Raw genomic sequence first — 22,301 nt, 5'->3', positions numbered from 1 at the left:
GATGCCGACCACGAGTCTTGGAATCACCTACCCGGCCTCGACCGGTCACGCTCGGATGTGGGAACACTTTCAGGCCCTCGCCGACAGCGTGAACGACCTGATCACCAGCGGCCGGGTGTCCGGTTCCCGAATCGCTACGCAGCTGGTGACCGGCGATTCCGGTTCCGTTACCACCACCGAAACGTCCATCGGGTCGATCACCGCACCCCTCGTGGCGGGCCGGATCTACCGCATCCGGTACGTCACCCGGGTCGGCACCACCGCCTCCGGTGACCGGGCGTTCGTGCGCATCCGTGAGGACACGGTGAGCGGTTCGGAACTGGTCGGTGACTCGTGGTACCTGGTGAACCCGGGTGCCGCCGGTACCCCATGCTCGATGGAAGGCGAGTACACCGCCCCCGCGACCGGGAACAAGACGTTCCACCTCACCCTCCAGCGGGACGTGGGCACCGGCACCCTGCGCCGCGAAGGCTCGTTCATGCCCACGTACATCTACGTGGATTACATCCGGGGCTGACGGGCCCACAGACGCAACCGCCCCCGGGTGACGGCACCGGGGGCGGTTGCTTGTTCAGGGTGTGGGTCAGGTGGCGGTGAGTCGGTAGCGGGCGGAACGCTGGGCCCGGTACTCCGCCAGGACGGTGGCTGCCTCGTCCAGGCGGACACAGCCGGTGTCGGTGCACTCAGGGCACAGATTCCGGTCGTGGTAGCTGACGCAGTAGGAGGCCTGCTCCACGAAGTACGGCACGCGGGTGAGGATTTCCGGCAGGTTCGGGTTGACCATCGCTGCCTCGCAGGGTCAGTAGCTGGGGGACGGGGTGGGGGTGACGGCCCCGATGACGCTGCCGAAGCCGCACAGGCCGCAGCAGGCCAGGATCAGCAGGATCGGGATCAGCGACAGCACGATCCACACCCACAGGGCCACCTGGCCGGCGCGGAACAGTCCCGCGCGGGCCTGCTGGTCGGGGGTGCTGGGGACGGGTTGAGGGTGGCCGGGTTGCAACGTGAACTCCTGTCATCCGGACCCCCGCAGGGGCCGGGAACCCCGTTCACCGGCCCCCGCAGGGGATTAGGAGGGACATTCCTGCCAGGGAGCGTCCCGTGGCCGAATCTGGCATACCCGGGTATGCACGGTCAAGGCTGGATCGCCGGGTATCCCAGGTGATGATTGACGGTGGAGGCAAGGGCATGGTCAACTCGGCGAATCCTGCCAGGGAGACAGTGGTGCCTGCCCAGACAAAGACTGACAAGTTGATCACCGCAATCAAGGATCGGATCGCCTCGGGTGAGTTCGGTCCCGGTGACAAGCTGCCCAGCAGTTCGGAACTGATCGAGCAGTACGGCATCTCCCGGATGACCGTGCGGATCGCCATGGAACGGTTGAAGGCTGCCGGGGTGGTGGAGTCCATCCCCGGCAGCGGCTACTACGTCACCGGCGGCTGACCGGGGCGGGGATCATCGCCAGCAGTGCGGTGGCTTCACCCTCCGGCAGGTCACCGGAGGCGGCCAACTGGCGGACCAGCAGCCGCATCGCGTCGGGGTACTTGCCCCCGATGTTGAGGACCACGTTCGTCATCTCCCGGAACACGGGGGATGGCTTCGACCGGCGGGGCTGAACAAGAGACAAGATGGACATGCGACGGCTCCAGATCCGCGCTCGGGGAGGCCCGGAACTCTCCGGATAACCTCCGGTTCCACGCTCGCCGTAGGGCCGTGTTTTCCCTGGTCATGCACAACGCTTAGCCGCTGGCACCCCGAAGATGCCCGGCGAGCCGAAGCGCGTCCAGCCCTCCCGGGACCGCGACCGCCCCCGGTGAACCCGAGGCCGGCCGGCGTTCCTCCGTCCACTCGGTAACGATCAAGTAACGGGCGGAACCTTTTCCACCCCGTGACCCCTTTCCCTGGGCGTTCGGCCCGAGGGGGCCAGGGGAGGGCGTCGGATGAAGCTGGTGTGGAGGCGGGCCCGCGAGGCACGGGGGCTGCTGGCGGCCGCGGTGATCGCCGCTCTGGTCGCGGTCGCGTTGGTCACCGGGCTCTCCGACTACAGCCGCCGGTCGGTGGCGGCCGGGCAACAGGCGCTGCTCGCGGGCGCGCCCGTCGAGGAGCGCAGCCTGCTGGTGAGCGGCTCGGCCGGCCAGGACGTCGCGGAGTTCACCGAGCGGGACGGGATCGTCCGCGACCGTGCCGCCGCGGCGTTCGGCGGCGCGCCGGTCACCGTGAGCACCGCCCGGTACGGCAGCGGCCGGGAGCTCACCGGCGACCTCGGCCCGGTCACGCGCGAGGGCGACGACCCCGTCTTCGCCAACCTGGCCACCCTCGACGACCTGCCGGAGCGCGCCGAGCTGGCCAGCGGGGCCTGGCCCGTTCCCGGGGCGAACCCGCTCCAGGTGACCCTGCCCGAGAAGGTGGCGGCCACCCTCGGCCTGACCGCCGGCGAGCGGATCCCGGTGCGCGACCGCAGCTCCGAGCGGTCCAGCCAGATGGTGCTCACCGGCACGTGGCGCCCCCGCGACGCCACCGACCCGTACTGGCGGTTGGCGCCGGGCGTCGGTGCCGGCAGCGCGGCCGAGTCGACCACGTCGTACGGCCCGTTCGTGCTCGACCCGGCCGACTTCGCGGCCACCTTCCCGGGCTCGGTGTCGGCGTCCTGGCTCGTCGAGCCGGACCTCAGGGCGGTGGCCGCGGACCGGCTGCCCGGCCTCTGGTCCGCCGCCGCCCCGATCATCGAGGACCTGCCGGAGGCCGCCGGCCTCGGCTCGTCCGCGCAGAGCCTCACCTCGATGGACCGGCTGTTCGACAAGATCGCCCGGGCCGACCTCGTCGGACGCTCGTCGCTGGCCACCCCGCTGCTGCTGATCGTGGTCCTCGGCGGGTACGCCCTGGTGCTCGTCGCCGTGCTGCTGCACGAGGACCGCCGGCCGCAGATCGCCCTCCTGCGGGCCCGGGGCGCGGCCCGCCGCCAGTTGGCCGGTCTGGCCACCCGCGAGGCGTTCCTCGTCGTCCTGCCGGCCGCGCTGCTCGGTCCGCTGCTGGCCGGCGAGGCGCTGCGGCACGTCGACGGACCGGCCGGCGCCGGGCTGACGCTCGCCGGGGGCGACGCCACCCTGCTGTGGCTGGTGGCGTGTGTGGCCGCCGCCGGGTGCCTCGTCGCGATGGTCGTGCCGACCCTTCGCGGGGCGGGCACGTACGTGGCCGACATGGCCGCCCGGTCCCGGCCCCGGCGCGCCGCGTCGCTGCAACGGGCCAGCCTCGACCTGGCCCTCGTCGCCCTCGCGGTGCTCGCCTGGATGCAGCTGCGCCAGTACGACTCGCCGCTGGCCGGCGCCGGGGCGCAACTCGGGCTCGACCCGCTGCTGGTCGCCGCGCCGACGCTCGGCGTGCTGGCGGGCGCCGCGGTGGCGCTGCGGCTGATCCCGCCGGTCACCCGCTTCGCCGAGCGGTTCGTGAACCGGCGGCAGTGGACCGCCACGATGTTCGGCATGTGGCAGGCGGGACGGCGTCCGCACGCCGGGCCCGTCCTGCTGCTCGCCCTCGCCGTGAGCGGCAGCACCCTGGCCTGGTCCCTGGTCAGCACGGGCGAGCGGTCGCAGGCCGAACAGGCCGACCACACCGTCGGGGCGGACCTGCGGCTGACCGAGCGCACCGGCGTGGCGCCGGACGACCGGGCCGGGCAACTCGCGGCGCTGCCCGGCGTGCAGGCGGTGCTGCCGGCGTGGCGCGACGAGGTCCGGGTCGGGCGCGACAGCCTGCCGACCACCGTGGTGGCCCTCGACACGGCGAACGCGACAGGGGTGGTGCGGCTCAACGACCGGCTCGCGGGCGAGCCCGCCACGTCGGTCTTCCAACGGATGGCCCGGGCGCGGGGTGCCCCCGCCGGTGTCGAACTTCCCGAGGGCACCCGGGCCGTCACGGGCACCGTCCGCACCCCCGTGTGGGACCCGGTGCGAGCCCACGAGGTCGCCGTCTCCCTCCTGCTGACCCGGGCGGACGGGCTCGCCTTCCGCCTGCCCGTCGCCACCACGCAGAGCAGCGGTCGACCCGCCCCGTTCCGGGTCGCGCTTCCGGAAGGGGCCGGCACCCTGCGGCTGGCCGGGTTCGTGGCGGACGCCGGTGACGCGGCCGGCCGTGAGTACCGGCTGGAGGTGACCGACCTGCGGGCGGAAGGCCAGGACGGCACGCCCCGGCCCGTGCAGCTCGGCGACGGCTGGAAGGGGGTCGGCGCCGAGGACGGCGGCGAGTCGACGCTGTCCGTCACGCCCACCGGCCTGACCGCCGCCTATCCGATCGTGCTGCGGGCCGGCGGCCGGTTCGCGTTCCAGCCGTCCAGCCGGTTCGCCGTCGTGCCGGCGGGCGAGAACCCGCCCGTGCCGGCGCTCATGACCGCGGCCGTACGCGACGCGCTCAGCGTCGACGTCGGCGACACGGTCACCCTCGCGCTCTCCGGCGCGTCGGTGCCGGTGACGGTGCTGGGCGAGGTCGAGGCGGTCCCGACCAGCCCCGGCAACGGGATCCTCATCGACCTGCCGGCCGCCGTCGACTGGCTGGTCCGGGCCGCGGGCACGGTGCGGCCGGTGCCGGAGTGGTGGCTGGGCGCCGACGATCGTGGACACGCGGAGGCGGCACGTGCCCTGGCCGAGGTGTCCGGCACCACCGTGGTCGACCGGCGCGAGGTGACCGAGGCGGCCGCCCGGGACCCGTACTGGCGGGGGGCGCGGCTCGCGCTGCTGGCCGCCGCCCTCGGCTCGGTCCTGCTGGCCCTGGTCGGGCTGATGGTCGACGTCTGGGCCACCGCGCGGCACCGGATCACGGAACTCGCCGTGCTGCACACACTGGGCGCCGGGCCGCGCCTGCTGGCCCGGGCGTTGCTGGCCGAGCAGACCCTCCTGGCCGGTATCGGGGTCGGCGTCGGGCTGCTGCTCGGCGCCGTGGTGGGCGCCACGATGGCACCCCTCGTCATCCTCACGCCGGGCGGAGGCCGGCCGGTGCCGGAGGCGGCGTTCACCATGCCGTGGCTGCCCATCGGGTTGACGGCCGTCGGCCTGCTGCTGGCGGCGCTCGCCTTCAGCCTGTCCATCGCCCTCGGTATCCGGCAGCGGGTGGCGGCGGCGCAACTGCGGATCGGGGGAGAACGGTGACCGGGCGGAGCCGACCGGGCGGAACGTGCGCACACGGCACGGGGAGCGAGCGGATGGTCCAGCGCGGCGGGCGGGAACCGCTCGGCGGCGCCGACCGGAGGGAGGCGGGGGCATGAGCGAGCGCAGCGAGCGAATCATCAGGCACTGCGCGGTGGAGTCTCGTGGCGGCGCCGACCGGTGGGAGGCGGCGGCATGAGCATCGGTGCGGTCGTCCGCCGGGTGCGGGCGTACGGTGGGCACTTCCTGCTCCTGGCGGTGCTGACGCTGGTCGTCACACTGCTCATCAACGGAGTGCCCCGGACGGTGAACCGGCTCGCGGAGCAGGGTCTGCGCGAGCAACTGGCCACCGCGCCGGCGGTGCAGCGGGACCTTCTCTACTCGTCCCAGCCGCTCACCGCCGCCGACACCGGCACCTCCCTGGCGGAGGTCCAGCGGCGGGAACTCGACCGGATCCAGGAGGAGATGCCGCCGATCGTGAGCGACATGGTCGACCGGCGGTGGTACACCGCCGAGACCGTCGCGGGCCGGCTCACCGGCCCGGACCTGAAGGCCCGGAACCTGCTGGTCGACCTCAGCCTGCGTGCCCTTCCCGGGATCCAGGACGCGGGCACCCTCGTCGACGGGCGGTGGCCCGAGGGCGCCGCGGCCGACACCGCGCCGGTGCAGGTGGCGCTGGCCGACGATGTGGCCCGCCGGTTGAACCTGCGGGTCGGCAGCCAGTTGAACCTGTCGCCTCTGGAGACGACGCCCGGCGCCGCCGCGGTCCCGGTGACCGTGGTCGGTGTCTTCCGGCCCCGGGACCGCGCCGACGGCATCTGGGAGGGCCTGCCGCAGGTGCTGCGGGTGGAGGAACCGCAGGGAGACGGCCAACCGTTCGTCGCCGTCGGCGCCGTGGACGCCTCCGGCCTGGACCGGCTCGCCGCCGCCGACTGGCCGACCCGGTTCAGCTGGCGCTACCGGCTCGGCACGCACGGCATGGACGTCCGGGCGCTGGACGAGTTGATCGACGCCCTCCAGCGCATGTCCCAGGAGGCCACGCCGGGACGCTCCTTCGTGCAGGGCGCCGACGTGCCGCTGCGGGAGTTCGCCGACGCGCTGGCCGCCGCCCGTACGGTGCTCGCGGTGATCGGGGCCGGGGTGCTGGCCACGCTGGGCGGGCTGGTGCTGCTGGCCGTCGCGCTGGCGACCCGCCGCCGACGGGACGAGTACCTGCTCATGCGCGCCCGAGGTGGCGCCGCCGTGGCCGGTGCCCGGCGGAGCCTCGCCGAGTCGCTGCTGGTCGTCCCCGTCGCGGCGGCGGCGGGCTGGCTGCTCGGTCAGCTGGTCCCCGGTCCGGCCGAGGACACCCTGCCGTACGTCGTCGGCGTCGCCGTGCTGCTCACGCTGGCCCTGCCGGTCGCCGCCCTCGCCGTTCCGTCCGGGAACACCGGGCGGCGGGACCTCGTCCGGCTGCGGCCCTCCGCGCGGAGGGTGACCGTGGAGGTCTTCCTCGTCCTGTTGGCCGGGCTCGCCGTGGTGCTGCTGCGCCGCCGGGGACTCACCCTCGGGGAGGTGGACCCGCTGCTGGTGGCGGTGCCGGTGCTGCTGGCCCTCGCCGTGGCCGTGCTCGCGATGCGCGCGTACCCGCTGCCGTTGCGGCTCGTCAGCCGGATCGCGGCCCGTACCCGGGGCAGCGTCGCCTTCCTCGGCACCGCCCGCGCCGGGCGGGCCGTGACGGCGGCCCCGGTGGTCGTGGTGGTGCTGGCCATCGCCACCGCCGGCTTCTGCGCGGTGGTCGCGGCCGGCATCGAGGGGAGCCGGGACCGGGCCGCGAGCCGGTCCGTTCCGGCCGACGCGTTGATCCGCGGTGAACGGCTCGCCCCGGACACCGAAGCGGAGCTGGAACGGATGCCCGGAGTGGCCGACGCCCTCCCGGTGGCCTACGAGCCGGCGCCGCGCCTGGCCCGGGACGAGGCCGGCACCGACGCGGGCCTCGGCACCACCGCCGTGCTGCTGGTGGACGGTCCGGCGCTCGCCCGGTTGGTGCGGGAGACCGGCGCGGACGTCACGGTGCCGGAGTCGCTGACCGGCGCCGGCGGGCAGCCCGGTGCGGTGCCGGCGGTGGTCTCCCCGGCGGTCGCCGCCGACCTGGCCGAGCAGGAGATGACCGGCTCGGCGTTCGTGGCCGTGCAGGGCCGGCGGTACGAGTTCCGGGTGGCCGCCACCGCCGACAGCTTCCCGCTGGTGTCGCGGGAGACGCAGCGGTTCGTGGTGCTGCCCTGGCAGGCGCTGCCCGACGGCCCCCGCGAGCCGGTGCCGACGGGCTTCCTGATCGGCGGTGACGACCTCGACGCCGAGGCGTTGCGGCTGGTCGGCGACGAGGGCCAGGACCGGTACCAGAAGACCGGGACCGTCACGGGCGGGCAGCGGCCCCGCGGCGTGGAGGTGCTCACGTGGGAGCAGGCCCGCCAGCAGGTGGGCGGCAGCGGGGCGAACGGCGTGCTGGTGTTCGCCTTCGCCGCCGGCGCGGCCGGCGCGACGGTGCTCGGTCTGCTCGCCATCGCGTTCACCGTGCTGGCCGGCGCCCGCAGCCGCGGTCTGGTGCTGTCCCGGCTGCGGACCCTCGGCCTGTCCCGCCGCCAGTGGCGGGGTCTGCTCCTGGTCGAGCTGGCGCCGCTGGTCGGCGCGGCGGTGCTGACCGGCGCGGTGGTGGGTGCGCTCCTGCCGCTGCTGCTCACCCCGGTGCTCGGCCTGTCCGCGTTCACGAGCGGCGTACCGGTCCGGGTGGCGTTCGAACCGGGGCTGGTCGCCGCGGTCGTCGCGCTCGGGGCGGTCGCCCTGGGCTTCGCGGTCGCCGTCGAGACCCTGAACAACCGCCGGCTGCGCCTCGGTGAGGTGCTCCGGCTCGGAGAGGAGAGCTGAGATGACCGCTACCGCGTCGACATCGGTCGTGCCGGACCTGGCCGACCTGCAACAGCGGGCCGCCCAGCGGGCGGCCGAGCGGGCCGGCGGCCGGGACCGGCTCCGCGGGCACATCGTCTGTGACGGGCTGGTCCGCATCTTCAAGACCGAGGGCGTCGAGGTGGTCGCCCTGCAGGGGCTCGACCTGGTCATCGACCGGGGTGAGCTGGTGGCGATCGTGGGCGCCTCCGGATCCGGCAAGTCCACGCTGCTGAACATCCTCTCCGGGCTGGACACCCCGACCGCCGGCATCGCCCGGGTGGCCGGGTACGACCTGCTCAACCTGTCGGCGAAGCGGCGCCTGAGCTACCGGCGGCGGACGGTCGGCTTCGTCTGGCAGCAGACCGGGCGCAACCTGCTGCCGTACCTCACGGCGTTGGAGAACGTGGAGCTGCCGATGCAGCTGGCCGGCGGGCGCGGGCGGCGGGCCCGCCGCGAGCGGGCCCGGGAGCTGCTCGACCTGGTCGGCGTCGGCTACTGCGCGGACCGCCGGCCGGGCCAGCTCAGCGGCGGCGAGCAGCAACGCTGCGCCGTGGCGGTCGCGGTGGCCAACGACCCGGAGGTGCTCTTCGCCGACGAACCGACCGGCGAACTGGACGAGGCCACCGGCGCGGAGGTCTTCGCCGCGCTGCGCACCATCAACGCCGAACTGGGCGTCACCGTGGTCGTCGTGACCCACGACCAGGCGGTCGCCACCCAGGTCCGGCGGACCGTCGCGATCCGCGACGGCCGGACCGCCTCGGAGGTACGCCGCACCGCGCGCGTCGGCGCGGACGGCAGCACCGAGCTGGTCAGCGAGGAGTACGCGGTGCTCGACCGGACCGGGCGGATGCAGCTGCCGGCCGCGTTCGTCGAGGCGCTCGAGTTGCGGGACCGCGTCCGGCTCAACCTGGAGCCGGACCACGTGGAGGTACGGCCGGGCGACCAGGCCCCGACCGACGGGAAGGCTGAGGCATGAACGGGTGGGACGCGGGGACGGACGGCCGGGCCGGGGCGGCGACGGACAGCCGGGACGCGGGCTGGGACGGTACGGCGGCCGACGGCCGGTCGCGCGCGACGGCCGCGCCGGCCACCGACGTGGTGGTCCGGGTCGAGGGGGTGAGCCGGACCTTCGGGCGGGGTGAGCACGCGGTGCACGCCGTACGCGACGTGTCGTTCACCGCCGCACGGGGGGAGCTGCTCGCCATCCGGGGCCGGTCCGGCGCCGGCAAGACCACCCTGCTGAACCTCATCGGCGGGCTCGACCGCCCGGACAGCGGCCGGGTGGTGGTGGCCGGGCACGACGTGACCGCCGCCGGCGAGCGGGAACTGCTCGACCTGCGGCGGGGGACGGTCAGCTTCGTCTTCCAGACCTTCGGCCTGGTGCCGATCCTCTCCGCCGCCGAGAACGTCGGTGTGCCGCTGCGGCTGGCCCGGGTGCCGGCCGCCGAGCGGGAGGAGCGGGTGGCGATGCTGCTCGAACTGGTGGGCCTCGGAGGGCACGCGGCGCAGCGGCCGTACGAGCTCTCCGGTGGGCAGCAGCAGCGGGTGGCCGTGGCACGGGCGCTGGCCAACGAGCCGGCCCTGCTGATCGCCGACGAGCCCACCGGTCAGCTCGACTCGGAGACCGGACGCTCGATCATGAACCTGCTCCGGGCCGTGGTGCACGCGCGCGGCACGACCATCCTGGTCGCCACCCACGACCCGGCGCTCATCGAGCTGGCCGACCGTACGCTGACCCTGCGCGACGGCCGCCTCTCCGACGCCTGACCCGGGCCCGGCCCGCCGGCCCCCGCCGGCCGGCGGGTCAGAGCGGGAGCTTCATCCCCTCGTGGCTGGCCACGAACCCGAGGCTCGTGTAGAAGCGGTGCGCGTCATGGCGGGACTTGTCGGTGGTGAGCTGCACCAGCCCGCAGCCCCGCTCGCGGGCCTGGTCGATGGCCCAGGTCATCATCCGCCGGCCGAGCCCCTGGCCGCGGAGGTCGGAGCGGACACGGACGGACTCGATCAGCGCCCGCTCGGCGCCGTGGCGGCCCAGCCCGGGGATGTAGGTGATCTGGAAGCAACCGACCAGCTCACCGCCGGAGTCGGCGACGATCAACTGGTTGCGCGGGTCGGCGGTGACGTCGGCGAACGCCTTCTCGTACGCGTCGTCGACCTGCGTGAAGTCGCGCGCCTTGCCGAGGACGTCGTCGGCGAGCAGCGCGACGATCGCCGGCAGGTCGGCCCGGACCGCCTCGCGGAAGATCACGTCAGTCATGCCGTGAGCCTGGCACATCGGCGGAACCCGGTGCCCGTCGGCCGGGCGGCCCGCCGCGCGTGGTCGTGTGCCGGCCCGACGGCCGGGCGCCGCCCGGTGGCCGGGACCCGGCCCGGGTCAGCGCGGCGGGCAGCGCTGCCCCTGCGGCGGCACGGTCAGGTCGATCAGGTAGGCGTCGACGGCGTTGGTGATGCAGGCGGTCTGCGGGTAGGCGGTGTGCCCCTCGCCCTCCCAGGTCAGCACCCGCCCGACGCCGAGCATCGAGGCGAGCGCCTGCGTCTGCTCGTACGGGGTGGCCGGGTCGCCGGTCGTGCCCACCACGACGATCGGCGGGGCGCCGACCGCCGGGCCGGTCGGGTACGGATCCCGCCCGCCGGGCCACTCGGCGCACGCGAGCATGCCCACCGCCAGCGCCGGCCCGAACAGCGGGTACTTCTCCCGCCACTGCGACTGCAGCTCGCGAATCCGCGCGAGGCTCGGCTTCTCGTCCTCGTCGGCGCAGTTGATCGCCAGGTTGGCGTCGAACAGGTTGGAGTAGTGGCCGTCGTCGCCGCGGCCGGCGTACGCGTCGGCGAGGCGGAACACGTCGGTGGGGTCGCCGCCCTCGAGCCGGTCGATGGCCCGGGCCAGCTCCTGCCAGCCGGGCTCGGTGTAGAGGGAGGAGATGATCGCGTAGAACACCCAGCCGGCGGTCGCCTCCCGCCCGTCCGCGCCGCGTACCGGCGAGACCCGCGCCTTGTCGATCGCGTCGGTCACCGCGGCCCGTGCGTCCGGTGCGATGGGGCAGCGGCCGGCGTTCGCCGCGCACCAGCGGGTGAAGTTGCCGAACGCCCGCTCGAAGCCCTTCGCCTGGCTCTCCGATCCGGCCACCAGGCCCTGCTTCGGGTCGACCGCGCCGTCGAGCACGAGCGCCCGCACCCGTTGCGGGTGGAGCTGGGCGTACGTGGCGCCGAGCAGCGTCCCGTACGAGTAGCCCAGGTAGGTGAGCTTCTCGTCGCCGAGCGCGGCGCGGACCGCGTCCATGTCCCGCGCGGCCTGCTCGGTGCCGTAGAGCGGCAACTGGTCGCCGTACTTCTGGCCGCAGCCCTGCCCGATGCGCCGGTTGAGGGCGACGATCCCGTCGAACGACTCCTGGCTGCGGGGATCGGGGTCGTAGCCGAAGCTCGCGTCCAGGTCGGCGTCGGAGATGCACTTGACGGGGCTGGAGCGGGACACCCCGCGCGGGTCGAAGCCCACGATGTCGAAGCGCTCGGTGACCGTCGTGGGGAGGCCGCCGAACGCCGACCCGAACGAGAGGTAGACGGCCGTGTCGACCCCGGAGCCGCCCGGCCCGCCCGGGTTGATGACCAGCGAGCCGATGCGGTCCCGCTGCTTGGTCGAGCGGGCCCGCAGCAGGGCGATCTCGAAGGTCTCGCCGGCGCCCGGGCCCGTGGTGGCGCCGGTGCCGGTGCCCCAGTTGCGCGGCACCGCAATGCGGGTGCACTCGTAGCGCATGTTCGGCGCGCCCTGGCCGACGAGCTGGTCGGCGACCTCCGGGCACGCCCGCCAGGTCGGCGCGGTGCCCGGCGCCGCCGCCTCGCCGGTGGGCTCGGCGCGTGGCGCGAACGCGGGCAGGGTGCAGCCGGCGGTGAGCAGTGCCGTGGCGGCGAACACGGCCAGGGCGCGGCGGACCCGGCGGATCCGGTCGTCGGTGCGGGGCATCGAGTGGGTCCTCCGTGATCGTCTCGCCGCCAGGCTACGCCGGGCCGGTGGCGGGGGATTCCACGGTGGTGGCCGGGTCGCCCCGCAGCACCTGGTCGACGTCGTACCGGATCGGGCGGTCGAGCTGGTCGTAGCGGCACGAGCGGGGGTCGCGGTCGGGCCGCCAGCGGACGAACTGGGCGGTGTGGCGGAAGCGGTCGCCCTCCATCGCGTCGTAGCCGACCTCGAGCACCAGCTCGGGGCGCAGCGGCTCCCACTCGAGGTTCTTCGTGCCGGTCCACCGGCTCACACCGCCGGGGATGCGCTGGCCGCGTTCGTGGTCGCCGTGCACCCACGGGTGCTCGCCGCCGACGTCCCGGTAGGGGGCCAGCTCGTCCAGCAGCTCCGCCCGGCGGGCCATGCTGAACGACGCGCTCACGCCGACGTGGTGCAGTACGCCGTCGTCGTCGTAGAGGCCGAGCAGCAGCGAGCCGACGACCGGGCCGGACTTGTGCCAGCGGAAGCCGGCGACCACCACGTCGGCGGTGCGGGCGTGCTTCACCTTGAACATGAGCCGCTTGCCCGGCTCGTAGGGCAGGTCGGCCGGCTTGGCGATGAGCCCGTCCAGCCCGGCGCCCTCGAAGACGTCGAACCAGCGGTGCGCGGTGTCCGGGTCGGTGGTGACCTGGGTGACGTGCACGGGCGGGCGTACGCCCTTCAGCGCCGCCTCCAGCCGGGCCCGGCGCTGCGGGTAGGGCTGGTCGAGCAGCGCCTCGTCGCCGATGGCGAGCAGGTCGAACGCCACGAAGTCGGCCGAGGTGGTCTCGGCCAGCAGCTTCACCCGCGACGCGGCCGGGTGGATGCGCTGGCCCAGCATCTCGAAGTCGAGCCGCGGCTGGCCGCCCGGGCCGTCGCGGCGGATCACGATGAGCTCGCCGTCGACGGCGCAGCGCTCCGGCAGCTGCCGCCGGGCCTGCTCGACGACCTCGGGGAAGTAGCGGGTCATCGTCTTGCCGCCACGGCTGGCCAGCTCGACCTCGTCGCCGTCGCGGAAGACGATGCACCGGAAGCCGTCCCACTTCGGCTCGTACGTCATCCCGGGCGCGGTGGGGATCCGCGGCACGCTCTTGGCCAGCATCGGCTCGACCGGCGGGTTGATCGGCAGCTCCACGGCGACCAGTCAACCAGACGGCACCGACAACCGTGAGGCACATCACCGCTGCGTACTGGGCGTGGTGTCCGCCGTCGTCCCCCTCCTCACTCCGCGCCGGAATCAGGAAACCGCAGGTCAGAGCTACTTTCGCCGGGTGCCGGAGTGGAGCTGCGCGTGCTGCGGGCGGTACCGGGTCAGCGTGGAGCTGGTCCGCGGCCGCTACCGCTACCGGCTGTCGCACCGCTATCCCCGGCAGTTCGGCGGCGGGAAGAACGTGCTCGGCGAGGTCGGCTCGATCCCCGAACTGGAGGACCTGCTGCGCCGGTGCACGCCGGTCACCCTCGCCGACCTCCGCGAGGCGGCCTGAGCCCGGGTCAGAAGCGGGCGAAGGAGCGGATGGGCGCGCGCGGGCCGTACTTCGGGGCCTGCACGCCCGCGGCCTCCAGCAGGACGCAGACCCGGCCGCGGTGACCGCGGAACGGCTCCAGCAGGGCGAGCATCCGGGCGTCGTCACCGCGCGGCTCACCGGCCAGCGCCCAGGCCACCGTGTTGGGCACGTGGTAGTCGCCGACGCTGACCGCGTCCGGGTCGCCGTACGCCACGCGGACCACCTCGGCGGCGGTCCACGGCCCGATGCCCGGCACGGCGCGCAACCGGCGGGTCGCCTCGGCGGCGTCCCCACAGCGTTCCAGGCGGTCCGCCACGGCGGCCGCCCGCCGCAGCGTCTCGGCCCGGCGCTGCTCCACGCCGAACGGGTGGAACACCCAGTACGGCGTGGCGGCCACGGCCGCCGGCTCCGGCGGGAGCAGCAGCGGCAGCGGGCCGGGCGCGGGTTCCCGGAAGTGGCGGACCGTGGCGGCGTACGCGCGGTACGCCTCCTTGCCGGTGACCTTCTGCTCGAAGACGGCGCGGAGCACCCGGGGGAAGACCAGACCGGTGGCCGGCATCCGTACGCCCCGGTACTCGCGTGCCAACCGGGCGACGAGCGGGTGTGCCGCCGCCAGGGCGGCGAAGCCGGTCACGTCGTCGCGCAGACCGGCGATGGCGTCGGCGCGCTCGACCACCCATCCGGCGCCCGGGCCGTACCCCTCGGCCCGCAGGTCCCCGGCCTCCGGGTGCAGGGCGAGGGTCGCGGGACCGTCGGGCGTGCGGGTGGCGAACCAGAACGTGCCCGCCACGATGCGCGCGCACGGGTCGTACGGGCTGAACGTGAGCGCGCGGACGGAGGCCGCGAGCCGGTAGCCGGCCGGCGGGTGCAGCACCCGGCTGGCGGTGGGCGGCGTCCCGGTCATCCCGCCACTGTGCCAGACTCCCGGCCGTCGGCTGTCCTGCGGGTACTGCCGCGGATGGCCGTCGGCCATCGTCGCTGGGGACGTACCTGGATCGGCCGAACCGGCAGCCGCGCGTCCCTCGGACTGGTGGAATATAACGAATGAATCGGGCCTAATCCCATAAATAGGTACGCGTCAGGCCGCATGCAGCCGACGAACTAATGAACAGCTGATGGCCCACCGGTTGACGCGCTGCTACCGTCTCGACGTCGCCCCTCGATCCGATGCTCCGAGCCCCGGCGCTGCCAGCCCGGCCCGGAGCCGGGACGGTTCGTCCGTGGCCGAGGTCGTGGACCGCTCGTACGGCGGCCCGCGGACGGCGACGAACGGGGATGCACGGAGGAAGGCGGTCGGCGATGCCTGCTCAGGGGACGTCGCGAGGCAGGGTGTGGCGGGTCCCGTCGGCGTGGCCTCCCCGGCGCTGACCGTGTCGGCCGTCGAACTGTCCGTCGCCTTCGGACGGTGTGTGGAATGATCGCCCTGCGTCTCTACCGGCTGCTGCCCTCCCCGGTGCGGCGCCGGCTCGTGCAGATGCTGCCGGCGCACCGCCGGATCGGCCTGGTGCGCACCTTCGTCCGCCCGTCTGGTGGCGACACCGTCCACCCGATCGGATCGCGGGTGACCGTCGACGACGGGGGTGTCCGCACCCGGGCCGAGGTGGTCGCCGCGGCCACGCCCCTGCAGATGTGGCACCGCAACCTCACGGCCGTCACCGCCGCGCTGGACGCCGCCGGCATCCGCTACCACTGCCTGCGCAACGACGACCACCTGCGCAGCACGGTTGCGGTGGTCGCCGACCAGCGCGAGGCGGTGCGGCGCACCCTCACCTCCGCCCCGGTGCTGTCCGGCGCCCACGTGCGCACCGTGGAGGTGCGGCCCGGCCGGCACCAGCCGGACCTCGCGCCGACCGAGGTGTTCCAGGTGTGGTTCCCGGTGACGGACGCGCGGGCGAACGTGGTGCTGGGCTCGCAGTTCGCCTGCGAGATCGAGTTCTGGACGCGCGACGGCGACGTCGTCCGCGCCCCCAGGCACAACGCCGTCATCGACGAGACGCCCGTCGAGCCGGAGCCGGTCCGCGTCGCCGCGGCGCTGCTCAGCCACTTCGTACCCGAGGCGGACGACCACACCTACGGCACCCGCCGCGACCTGGCCGTCCGGGCCTTCGACCGGGTGGGCTTCCCCATCGACGCCGTCTACACCTGGGTCGACGGGTCCGACCCGGAGTGGCTGGAGCGGAAGCGGGCGGCGCTGCACGACGCCGGGGGACCGCTGCACGCCGTCGCCGCCAACTCGTCGCGCTACCACAACCGTGACGAACTGCGCTACTCCATGCGGTCGCTCCACAGCTTCGCGCCCTGGCTCCGGCGCATCTTCCTCATCACGGACAGTCAGCTGCCGAGCTGGCTCGACCCGTACCACCCGATGGTCACCGTGGTGTCCCACGCCGAGCTGTTCGCGGACCTCGGCGGGCGGTCGTCGTTCAACTCACACGCCATCGAGTCGCGGCTGCACCGCATCGAGGGCCTCGCCGAGCACTTCCTCTACCTCAACGACGACGTGTTCCTCGGCCGGCCGCTGCTGCCCACTCACTTCTTCCACTCCAACGGGATCGCGAAGTTCTTCCCGTCGCCGGCGCAGTTCGGGCTGGGTGACGCGAAGCCCGGTGACCTGCCGGTGAACGCCGCCGGCAAGAACAACCGCCGCCAGATCCAGCGGCAGTTCGGTGTCACCATCACGCAGAAGATGAAGCACACCCCGTTCGCGTTGCGGCGCAGCATCATGCAGCAGATCGAGCAGGTGCTGCAGACCGAGGTGACCCAGACGGCCGCGCACCGCTTCCGCCACCCCGGGGACCTGGCGATCCCGTCCTCCCTGCACCAGTACTGGGCGTACCTCACGGCGCAGGCCGTGCCCGGCGACATCGAGTACGAGTACGCCGACCTCGGCCACCCGTCGACGCCGGCCCGGCTCGCCGAGCTGCTGGTCAACCGCAACCGGGACGTGTTCTGCCTCAACGACACCGACTCCGACCCCCGCTCGTGGGCGGAGCAGGAGTCGATGCTGGCCGACTTCCTGCCGCGCTACCTGCCCTTCCCCGCGCCGTTCGAGCTGCCCGACGACGTGGTGGCCGAGCGCCGTAAGGTGGGCGCCACGGCCCTGTGGCGCCGGTCGTACCGGTCCGTTCCCGGTAATCGACGCCCCGCCCCCATCGACGCGCCGACGTTGCCGAACAATCTGCTCAACACGGTCGCCGACTTCCAGGCCGTGCTGCGCCGGCCGGACGGCTGAGGGGCCCCCGCCCCAGTCCGCCCGCGAGTCCGTACCCCCGTCGTAGTGGAGCCCAGAGTGGTAGGCCCTGACCCCCAGGTCACGATCATCGTCCCCGTCTACAACGTCGTCGACTACCTGCCCGAGACGCTCGCGTCGATCGCCGCGCAGACGGTCTTCGCGCAGTGCCACGTCATCCTGGTCGACGACGGCAGCACCGACGGCTCCGACCTGCTGGCCAAGCAGTTCGCCGCCGAGCACGCGAACGTCACCGCCGTGCAACAGGAGAACAGCGGCCCCGGCGCCGCCCGGAACCGGGCGCTCGACATGGCCGACACCCCGTACGTGGCCTTCGTCGACTCGGACGACATCCTGCCGCCGCGGGCCATCGAGGTGCTGCTCAAGGCGATCGTGAAGCACCAGGCGAGCATCGCCGTCGGCGACATGGACACGTTCCCCAAGCCGACGAAGTTCCTGTGGAAGAAGCCCTTCGGCAAGGGCGACCGGCTCCTGGAGACCGTGGTCGACGCGCCGGAGCTGATCTTCGACGCCGGGCCGTGTCACAAGCTGTACGACCTCGCCCAGCTGCGCGCCCACGGTCTGCGGTTCCGGGAGGGGGTCCACTTCGAGGACGCCTTCCTGGCCGTGCCGATGCTGCTCAAGGCGGAGCGCATCGCGCTGGTCGACGAGTTGGTCTACCAGTACCGCCGCCGCGACAGCGGCAACTCGATCATGGACAACCTCTTCGTCCGGGAGGCGAACTACTGGGACCACCTGGAACTCTGCGAGTTCCTCGCGGACCTGCGTCCCGAACTCGACGTGTTCCGTCGTGAGGTGCTGGAGCGGTTCCTGGTCCGCAGCTACCAGGGCTTCGCGATGCGGGCGCACACCCTCTTCGGCGAGGCCGAGCTGTGGAAGATCTTCGAGAAGTGCACGCGGATCTACCAGGACATCGACCCGGCCTTCATCGCGAGATGGACCGCCGACACCCGACACCGGGTCGCCTACCTCGCCTTCAAGTGCTACGACTTCGAGCTCTTCGCCCGCCCGTGGAAGCGGGTGCAGGGCGTGGTGGCCTGCGGTGGTGAGCTGTACCTGGACTACCCGGTCACGCCGGCGCTGCTTCCGCTGACCCGGGTGACCGCCGTGTCCACCCGGGTGGAGCAGGTGCGCCTGGACGGGTCCGGCGAGACCCTCAGGGTCTCCGGGCACGTGCAGATCAACGGGCTGCCCATGCACCGGCCGATCAAGACGTCCCTCGGGCTCCGGGTCCGCGGCAGCGGGCTCACCGTGCCGGCCGTGATCGAGCGGCGCGCCGACCTGAAGTCCGCCGACGAAAGCCGCGAGTGGTCGGGCTTCAGCGCCGAGATTCCGGTCGCGCAACTGCGGAACGGGCAGCACAGCCTGCGGCTCGTGTTCCTGACAAAGACGGGCCAGGCGTCGCGGCAGTGCCTGATTTCTGCCGCCTTCCTCCGCGATGCGCCGATGAAGCTGGCGGGGAACACGCGCGTCCTGCCGGGCTTCACAGGCCGGGACAACGCCACACTGCTGGTGCAGCGTGGCGGCGGTGCCGAGGGCCGACGCCGGTGGCGTCGGATGCTGGTCCGCAAGGATTTGCGGCACGCCCTCTCCCGGCGTCCGTTCTGGAAGCAGCGCCTCCTGCGCCTGGTCACCGAGCCGTTCATGCGTCGGCGTGATGTGTGGCTCGTCGGCGAGCGCAAAGACACGGCGCAGGACAACTCCTGGCACCTGTTCCGGTACCTGCGCACCGAAGAGCGTAGGCGGAACGTTTACTACGTGATCACCAAGGACAGCCCCGACCGTGAGCGGCTGAGGGGCTTGGGCAATGTTGTGACGTACGATTCGTTCCGCCACAAGTTCCTCATGCTGCACGCCACCAAGTTGATCAACTCGTACGACATCGACTCGTACATGCTGCCCTCCAGGTGGGAGCGGGGGCAGTTCCTCAAGCACCTCAACTGGCGCATCGGGCCGGACCGGGTGTTCCTCCAGCACGGCGTTACCGACAAGGACGTCAGCGGCGGCCTACACCGGGCCAAAACCGCGGTCGACCTGTTCGTGGCCGCCGCCGGCAAGGAGGCCGAGTACGTCGCCGACCGGTTCGACTACGGCGAGGCCGTACAGCGCCTCGGCTTCCCGCGCTTCGACGCGCTGACGCCGGACCGCGGCCACCGGCGCATCCTGCTCATGCCGACCTGGCGAAGCTATCTGGTCAGTCCGTCCTACAACCCATCGGTGCGCCCGCGGTTCCCCTTCGAGACGTCCCGCTATGCACAGTTCCTCCGCGAGCTGTTCGGCAGCGAGGAACTGCGGTCGGTGTTGCGGCGCCACGGGTACGTACTGGAGTACCTCCCGCACTACGAGATGCGGTCGGTATCGACCAGCCTGGTCCCGCCGGAGCCCTGCTTCGCCTTGGTGGACCAGACCGAACGCAGCGTGCAGGACTCGCTCCGGCAGTGCGATCTCTTTATCACCGACTACTCGTCCACCGCGTTCGACGTCGCCTACCTCGGGACGCCCCTGATCTACGCGCACTTCGACAGCGACGACTTCTTCTCCCTCGGTGGCTACCGTAAGGGCTACTTCGACCACCGTCAGCACGGATTCGGGCCGGTATGCGAGAACGCGGAGGAGACCGTGAAGGCGATCGTGGCCTACCTGGAACGCGGCTGCGTCCGGGAGGAGGAGTACGACCGGCGAGCTGCCGACTTCTTCACCGTGCAGGACCGGAACAACTGCCAGCGGGTGGCGGCGGCCATCGCGGCGCTGCCGGGGCCCCAGCGGTGAGGCACGTACCCGTGGCGGGCCGGTCGACGCCCCCCCGTCGCGGAGGTCGCGGATGACCGGCGCGAACGGCACGCCGTCGGAGATCCCGCGAGCGGTGGCCGAACCCTCGCGGTTGGTTGGCGTCTACCGGCGGGTGCTGAGCCCGCAGACGCGCCGCGCCATCGCCAAGAAGGTCAGCCCGCAGACGCGCCATCAGCTGAAGCAGTGGGTGGCCCGCGCGTCCGTCGAAAACCAGGTGGCGGGACGGCGGGGGGAGCGGCTGGCCCGCCGCCAGCCGGAGCTGCTGGCCGGCGGGGACCGGGTGGTGGTCACGGCGGACCGCGGCCCCAAGGTGGCGCGGGTCCGGCCGGACGTCACGCCGGCAATGGCCCGCACGGGCAACGTGGCCGCGGTGACCGAGGCGTTGGACGAGGCGGGCGTGCCGTACTTCCGGGTGCGCGGGCGGTCCGAGCGCTCGTCCGTCGTGGCTGTCGACGCCGCGGACCGCGACCGGGTGTACGCGGCGCTCGCGGCGGCCTGCGCCCGGGTGCCCGGGTACGTCCTGCGCGGCGGTGAGGAGTCGTCGGGCCGTCCAGCGGCGCCGGGTTTCGAGGCGCAGGTGTGGCGGCGCCTCGGTGACGTCCCGGTGCTGCGGCTGGTCTGGTACTGGACCGACCCCCGGCAGCGGTTGGTGCTGGGCCAGGCGTACGGGTGTGACGTCGAGTTCTGGACGCGGCAGGGTGACGCGCTCGTCGCCCCGCGACCCAACCCGGTGGCCGAGCAGGTGGTGGCGACCTCCCCGACGGTCCTGGCGTCCGAGTCGGTGTTCACCGGCCTGGTGCCGGCGTCGGCTCCCGCCACCGTCCGCACCCGGGCCGAGTTCGCGGGGCGGCTCCCCGAGGACGTGACGTTCCCGATCGACATCGTCTACACCTGGGTGGACGGCACGGACCCGGACTGGCTGCGCCGCCGCGCCGAGGTGACGGGGATGCCCTACCACGCCGAGGCGGCGAGCGCCGCGCGGTTCCTCAGCCGCGACGAGCTGCGGTACTCGCTGCGGTCGGTGCACCTGTTCGCACCCTGGGTGCGGCACATCTACCTGGTCACCGACGACCAGGTGCCGCCGTGGCTGGACCAGTCGGCCCCCGGTCTGCGGGTGGTCAGTCACCGCGAGATCTTCGCCGATCCCTCGGTCCTGCCCACCTACAACTCCCACGCCATCGAGAGCCAGTTGCACCACATCGACGGCCTCTCCGAGCACTTCCTGTACTTCAACGACGACGTCTTCCTCGGCACGGACGTGCTGCCCCGGGACTTCTTCCTGGGCAACGGGCTGTCCCGGTTCTTCCCGTCGCCGGCGCTTGTGCCGCCGGGCGCCCCGACCGCCGAGGACATCCCGTCGTCCGCGGCCGGGAAGAACAACCGGACGCTCATCGGCGAGCGGTTCGGCTCGGTGCTCAGCCGCAAGATGAAGCACATGCCGCACGCGCTGCGACGCAGCGTGCTGTGGGAGATCGAGCGGGAGTTCCCGGAGGAGCACCGGCGGACCATGGCGAGCCGGTTCCGCAACATGACCGACATCTCGGTCGCCTCGTCCCTGCACCACTACTACGCCTTCCACACCGGCCGCGCGGTGCCCGGGGACCTCACGTACACGATCGCCGAGCTGTCCAATCCGGACACCCCCGCGCGGCTCGCGCACCTGCTGGCCCGCCGCGACCGGCACGTCTTCTGCCTGAACGACGCGTTCTCCACCGAGGAGGACCTGGAACGGCAGCTGAAGATCCTCACGCCCTTCCTGGACACCTACTTCCCGGTGCCCAGCCCCTGGGAGAGGGCCTGACGGGGCCGGGGTTCCCCGTCGCCGCATGACGATGGCCGGCCGCGCCCTCCCCGGCTGCGACCGGCCACCGTGTCCGTGGGTCAGTAGTTGTAGCCGGAGTCCCCGGCGTCCGAGTCGCCCCCGCTGTCCGACGGCGGCGCCACGGGCTTCGGGGTGCCCTCCGGCAGGCAGGTCAGGTTCTTCTTGCCGTCCGGGGCGACCACGAACCAGGTGCCGCTGACGCCCTGGCCCTTCCACTGGCCGGGCTTCTTGTCCCCGATGTACCGGTACAGCGGCCAGCCGCCCAGCGTGAGCTGCCGGGTGCCGTCCTGCCGGGTGATGGTGCCGACCTTGTCGTCCGAGACGCCGCTGAGCTGCGGGTTGCCGTCGGTCAGCGCCGGCGGCCACACCTCCGCGCAGGTGTCGACGCAGTTCGACGAGGACGGGTCGGCGGTGTCCTTGTCGAAGCGGTAGAGGATCCAGCCGTCCTGGTCGGTCACCACCTTGCCCATGCGGGGCACCTTCTTGCCGTTGAGTTCCTCGGTCAGTTCCACGTCCGCCGGTGGCGCGTCGGCCACGGGCTCGGCGGACGGGCTCGGCTCGGCCGACGCGGTGGGCTCGGCCGCGGCGACGGCGACCGGCTCGGCCGCGGCGGGATCGGCTGGGCGGTAGCCCGCCGGAGCGCAGGCCGTCAGGGCGACCATCGCGCTCGCGACGACCACGGCGGTCCGCTTCATCTGTGCCACGTGCCCTCCTCGTTTCTCGCAGTTCACCGATGAGTACGGAGGCGGGGCTGTCAAGGTTGAGGTAGTAACCGTGGTCAATTTCATAGGAGAGCCGTGAACCGATCGGCCGATTCCTGCGTGTGCGCGTACAGCACGGTTGTCCCGTCAACGACAAATCGACGCCGGCCATTGCGGGAGCCGGCGTCGACGGGTGTCGTACG

The 22,301-nt window shown here is 73.1% G+C and carries 18 protein-coding genes; 10 read left to right on the top strand and 8 right to left on the bottom strand.

Going from position 1 to position 22,301, the window contains the following annotated elements; genetic code table 11:
* The first annotated feature begins 1 nt into the window (after nucleotide 1).
* A complete protein-coding gene (locus tag OG994_RS16605) occupies nucleotides 2–517 on the top strand; it encodes a hypothetical protein (protein WP_328850252.1) in 516 nt (171 codons plus the stop codon).
* A 66-nt stretch (nucleotides 518–583) separates the two neighbouring features.
* Here OG994_RS16605 and OG994_RS16600 read toward each other — a convergent pair whose 3' ends face one another.
* Both OG994_RS16600 and OG994_RS16595 read right to left on the bottom strand, forming a co-directional pair.
* The gene (locus tag OG994_RS16600; RefSeq protein ID WP_328850251.1) at nucleotides 584–784 is read right to left on the bottom strand and encodes a hypothetical protein; all 201 of its coding nucleotides are present in this window, start codon (nucleotides 782–784) and stop codon (nucleotides 584–586) included.
* A 15-nt stretch (nucleotides 785–799) separates the two neighbouring features.
* Nucleotides 800–1,003, bottom strand: coding sequence for a hypothetical protein (locus tag OG994_RS16595; RefSeq protein ID WP_328850250.1), 204 nt, complete (start codon nucleotides 1,001–1,003; stop codon nucleotides 800–802).
* A 221-nt stretch (nucleotides 1,004–1,224) separates the two neighbouring features.
* Here OG994_RS16595 and OG994_RS16590 point away from each other — a divergent pair, with 221 nt between their 5' ends.
* Entirely contained in the window at nucleotides 1,225–1,443 is a 219-nt protein-coding gene (locus OG994_RS16590; protein ID WP_328850249.1) for a winged helix-turn-helix domain-containing protein, read from the top strand.
* On the opposite strand, the gene OG994_RS16585 is transcribed toward OG994_RS16590, so the two are convergent.
* Complete coding sequence (locus OG994_RS16585; RefSeq protein WP_328850248.1) at nucleotides 1,430–1,576, bottom strand: hypothetical protein; 147 nt, start codon at nucleotides 1,574–1,576, stop codon at nucleotides 1,430–1,432. The genes OG994_RS16590 and OG994_RS16585 overlap by 14 nt on opposite strands.
* A 364-nt stretch (nucleotides 1,577–1,940) precedes the next feature.
* Between OG994_RS16585 and OG994_RS16580 the strand changes: the two genes are divergently transcribed.
* From OG994_RS16580 to OG994_RS16565, 4 genes are all read left to right on the top strand, one after another.
* On the top strand, nucleotides 1,941–5,135 hold the full coding sequence (locus tag OG994_RS16580; RefSeq protein ID WP_328850247.1) for an FtsX-like permease family protein: 3,195 nt from the start codon (nucleotides 1,941–1,943) through the stop codon (nucleotides 5,133–5,135).
* A gap of 192 nt (nucleotides 5,136–5,327) precedes the next feature.
* Entirely contained in the window at nucleotides 5,328–8,036 is a 2,709-nt protein-coding gene (locus OG994_RS16575) for an FtsX-like permease family protein (protein ID WP_328850246.1), read from the top strand.
* Between the two features lies 1 nt (nucleotide 8,037).
* Nucleotides 8,038–9,033: an ATP-binding cassette domain-containing protein gene (locus OG994_RS16570; RefSeq protein WP_120329376.1), complete on the top strand. Its 996-nt coding sequence runs from the start codon at nucleotides 8,038–8,040 to the stop codon at nucleotides 9,031–9,033.
* A complete protein-coding gene (locus OG994_RS16565) occupies nucleotides 9,030–9,824 on the top strand; it encodes an ABC transporter ATP-binding protein (protein WP_328850245.1) in 795 nt (264 codons plus the stop codon). Before OG994_RS16570 ends, OG994_RS16565 begins: the two co-directional genes overlap by 4 nt.
* 37 nt (nucleotides 9,825–9,861) lie before the next feature.
* On the opposite strand, the gene OG994_RS16560 is transcribed toward OG994_RS16565, so the two are convergent.
* The 3 genes from OG994_RS16560 to OG994_RS16550 form a co-directional block, all read right to left on the bottom strand.
* Complete coding sequence (locus OG994_RS16560) at nucleotides 9,862–10,314, bottom strand: GNAT family N-acetyltransferase (protein ID WP_328850244.1); 453 nt, start codon at nucleotides 10,312–10,314, stop codon at nucleotides 9,862–9,864.
* 117 nt (nucleotides 10,315–10,431) lie between these two features.
* On the bottom strand, nucleotides 10,432–12,015 hold the full coding sequence (locus OG994_RS16555) for an alpha/beta hydrolase (protein WP_328850243.1): 1,584 nt from the start codon (nucleotides 12,013–12,015) through the stop codon (nucleotides 10,432–10,434).
* Between the two features lie 34 nt (nucleotides 12,016–12,049).
* Nucleotides 12,050–13,165, bottom strand: a complete 1,116-nt coding sequence (locus OG994_RS16550) for an ATP-dependent DNA ligase (protein WP_328850242.1) — start codon at nucleotides 13,163–13,165, stop codon at nucleotides 12,050–12,052.
* 136 nt (nucleotides 13,166–13,301) lie between these two features.
* Here OG994_RS16550 and OG994_RS16545 point away from each other — a divergent pair, with 136 nt between their 5' ends.
* A complete protein-coding gene (locus tag OG994_RS16545) occupies nucleotides 13,302–13,514 on the top strand; it encodes a hypothetical protein (protein ID WP_328850241.1) in 213 nt (70 codons plus the stop codon).
* 7 nt (nucleotides 13,515–13,521) lie between these two features.
* Here the strand turns inward: OG994_RS16545 and OG994_RS16540 are convergent, their stop codons facing one another.
* Nucleotides 13,522–14,439, bottom strand: coding sequence for a DNA-3-methyladenine glycosylase family protein (locus OG994_RS16540; protein ID WP_120329382.1), 918 nt, complete (start codon nucleotides 14,437–14,439; stop codon nucleotides 13,522–13,524).
* Nucleotides 14,440–14,949: 510 nt separating this feature from the next.
* Between OG994_RS16540 and OG994_RS16535 the strand changes: the two genes are divergently transcribed.
* Genes OG994_RS16535 through OG994_RS16525 form a run of 3 tightly spaced genes read left to right on the top strand, consistent with a single transcriptional unit; the run spans nucleotide 14,950 to nucleotide 21,376 of the window.
* Entirely contained in the window at nucleotides 14,950–16,767 is a 1,818-nt protein-coding gene (locus OG994_RS16535; protein ID WP_328850240.1) for a stealth family protein, read from the top strand.
* Nucleotides 16,768–16,824: 57 nt separating this feature from the next.
* Nucleotides 16,825–19,554 (top strand): bifunctional glycosyltransferase/CDP-glycerol:glycerophosphate glycerophosphotransferase, encoded by a 2,730-nt coding sequence (locus OG994_RS16530; protein ID WP_328850239.1) that lies wholly within the window; start codon nucleotides 16,825–16,827, stop codon nucleotides 19,552–19,554.
* 52 nt (nucleotides 19,555–19,606) lie between these two features.
* Nucleotides 19,607–21,376, top strand: a complete 1,770-nt coding sequence (locus OG994_RS16525; protein ID WP_328850238.1) for a stealth family protein — start codon at nucleotides 19,607–19,609, stop codon at nucleotides 21,374–21,376.
* An 80-nt stretch (nucleotides 21,377–21,456) separates the two neighbouring features.
* Here the strand turns inward: OG994_RS16525 and OG994_RS16520 are convergent, their stop codons facing one another.
* A complete protein-coding gene (locus tag OG994_RS16520; protein WP_120329386.1) occupies nucleotides 21,457–22,101 on the bottom strand; it encodes a COG4315 family predicted lipoprotein in 645 nt (214 codons plus the stop codon).
* Nucleotides 22,102–22,301: the final 200 nt, after the last annotated feature.

This window comes from Micromonospora globbae (genome assembly GCF_036184225.1).
GTDB lineage: Bacteria > Actinomycetota > Actinomycetes > Mycobacteriales > Micromonosporaceae > Micromonospora > Micromonospora globbae.
This window is presented reverse-complemented; position numbering and strand designations above follow the sequence as displayed.

Bases quoted from the DNA above. Each gene is read 5' to 3' on its own strand.
- OG994_RS16605 (WP_328850252.1), top strand. From the start codon at position 2: ATGCCGACCACGAGTCTTGGAATCACCTACCCGGCCTCGACCGGTCAC.
- OG994_RS16600 (WP_328850251.1), bottom strand. From the start codon at position 784: ATGGTCAACCCGAACCTGCCGGAAATCCTCACCCGCGTGCCGTACTTC.
- OG994_RS16585 (WP_328850248.1), bottom strand. From the start codon at position 1,576: ATGACGAACGTGGTCCTCAACATCGGGGGCAAGTACCCCGACGCGATG.
- OG994_RS16580 (WP_328850247.1), top strand. From the start codon at position 1,941: ATGAAGCTGGTGTGGAGGCGGGCCCGCGAGGCACGGGGGCTGCTGGCG.
- OG994_RS16575 (WP_328850246.1), top strand. From the start codon at position 5,328: ATGAGCATCGGTGCGGTCGTCCGCCGGGTGCGGGCGTACGGTGGGCAC.
- OG994_RS16570 (WP_120329376.1), top strand. From the start codon at position 8,038: ATGACCGCTACCGCGTCGACATCGGTCGTGCCGGACCTGGCCGACCTG.
- OG994_RS16565 (WP_328850245.1), top strand. From the start codon at position 9,030: ATGAACGGGTGGGACGCGGGGACGGACGGCCGGGCCGGGGCGGCGACG.
- OG994_RS16560 (WP_328850244.1), bottom strand. From the start codon at position 10,314: ATGACTGACGTGATCTTCCGCGAGGCGGTCCGGGCCGACCTGCCGGCG.
- OG994_RS16555 (WP_328850243.1), bottom strand. From the start codon at position 12,015: ATGCCCCGCACCGACGACCGGATCCGCCGGGTCCGCCGCGCCCTGGCC.
- OG994_RS16540 (WP_120329382.1), bottom strand. From the start codon at position 14,439: ATGACCGGGACGCCGCCCACCGCCAGCCGGGTGCTGCACCCGCCGGCC.
- OG994_RS16535 (WP_328850240.1), top strand. From the start codon at position 14,950: ATGATCGCCCTGCGTCTCTACCGGCTGCTGCCCTCCCCGGTGCGGCGC.
- OG994_RS16525 (WP_328850238.1), top strand. From the start codon at position 19,607: ATGACCGGCGCGAACGGCACGCCGTCGGAGATCCCGCGAGCGGTGGCC.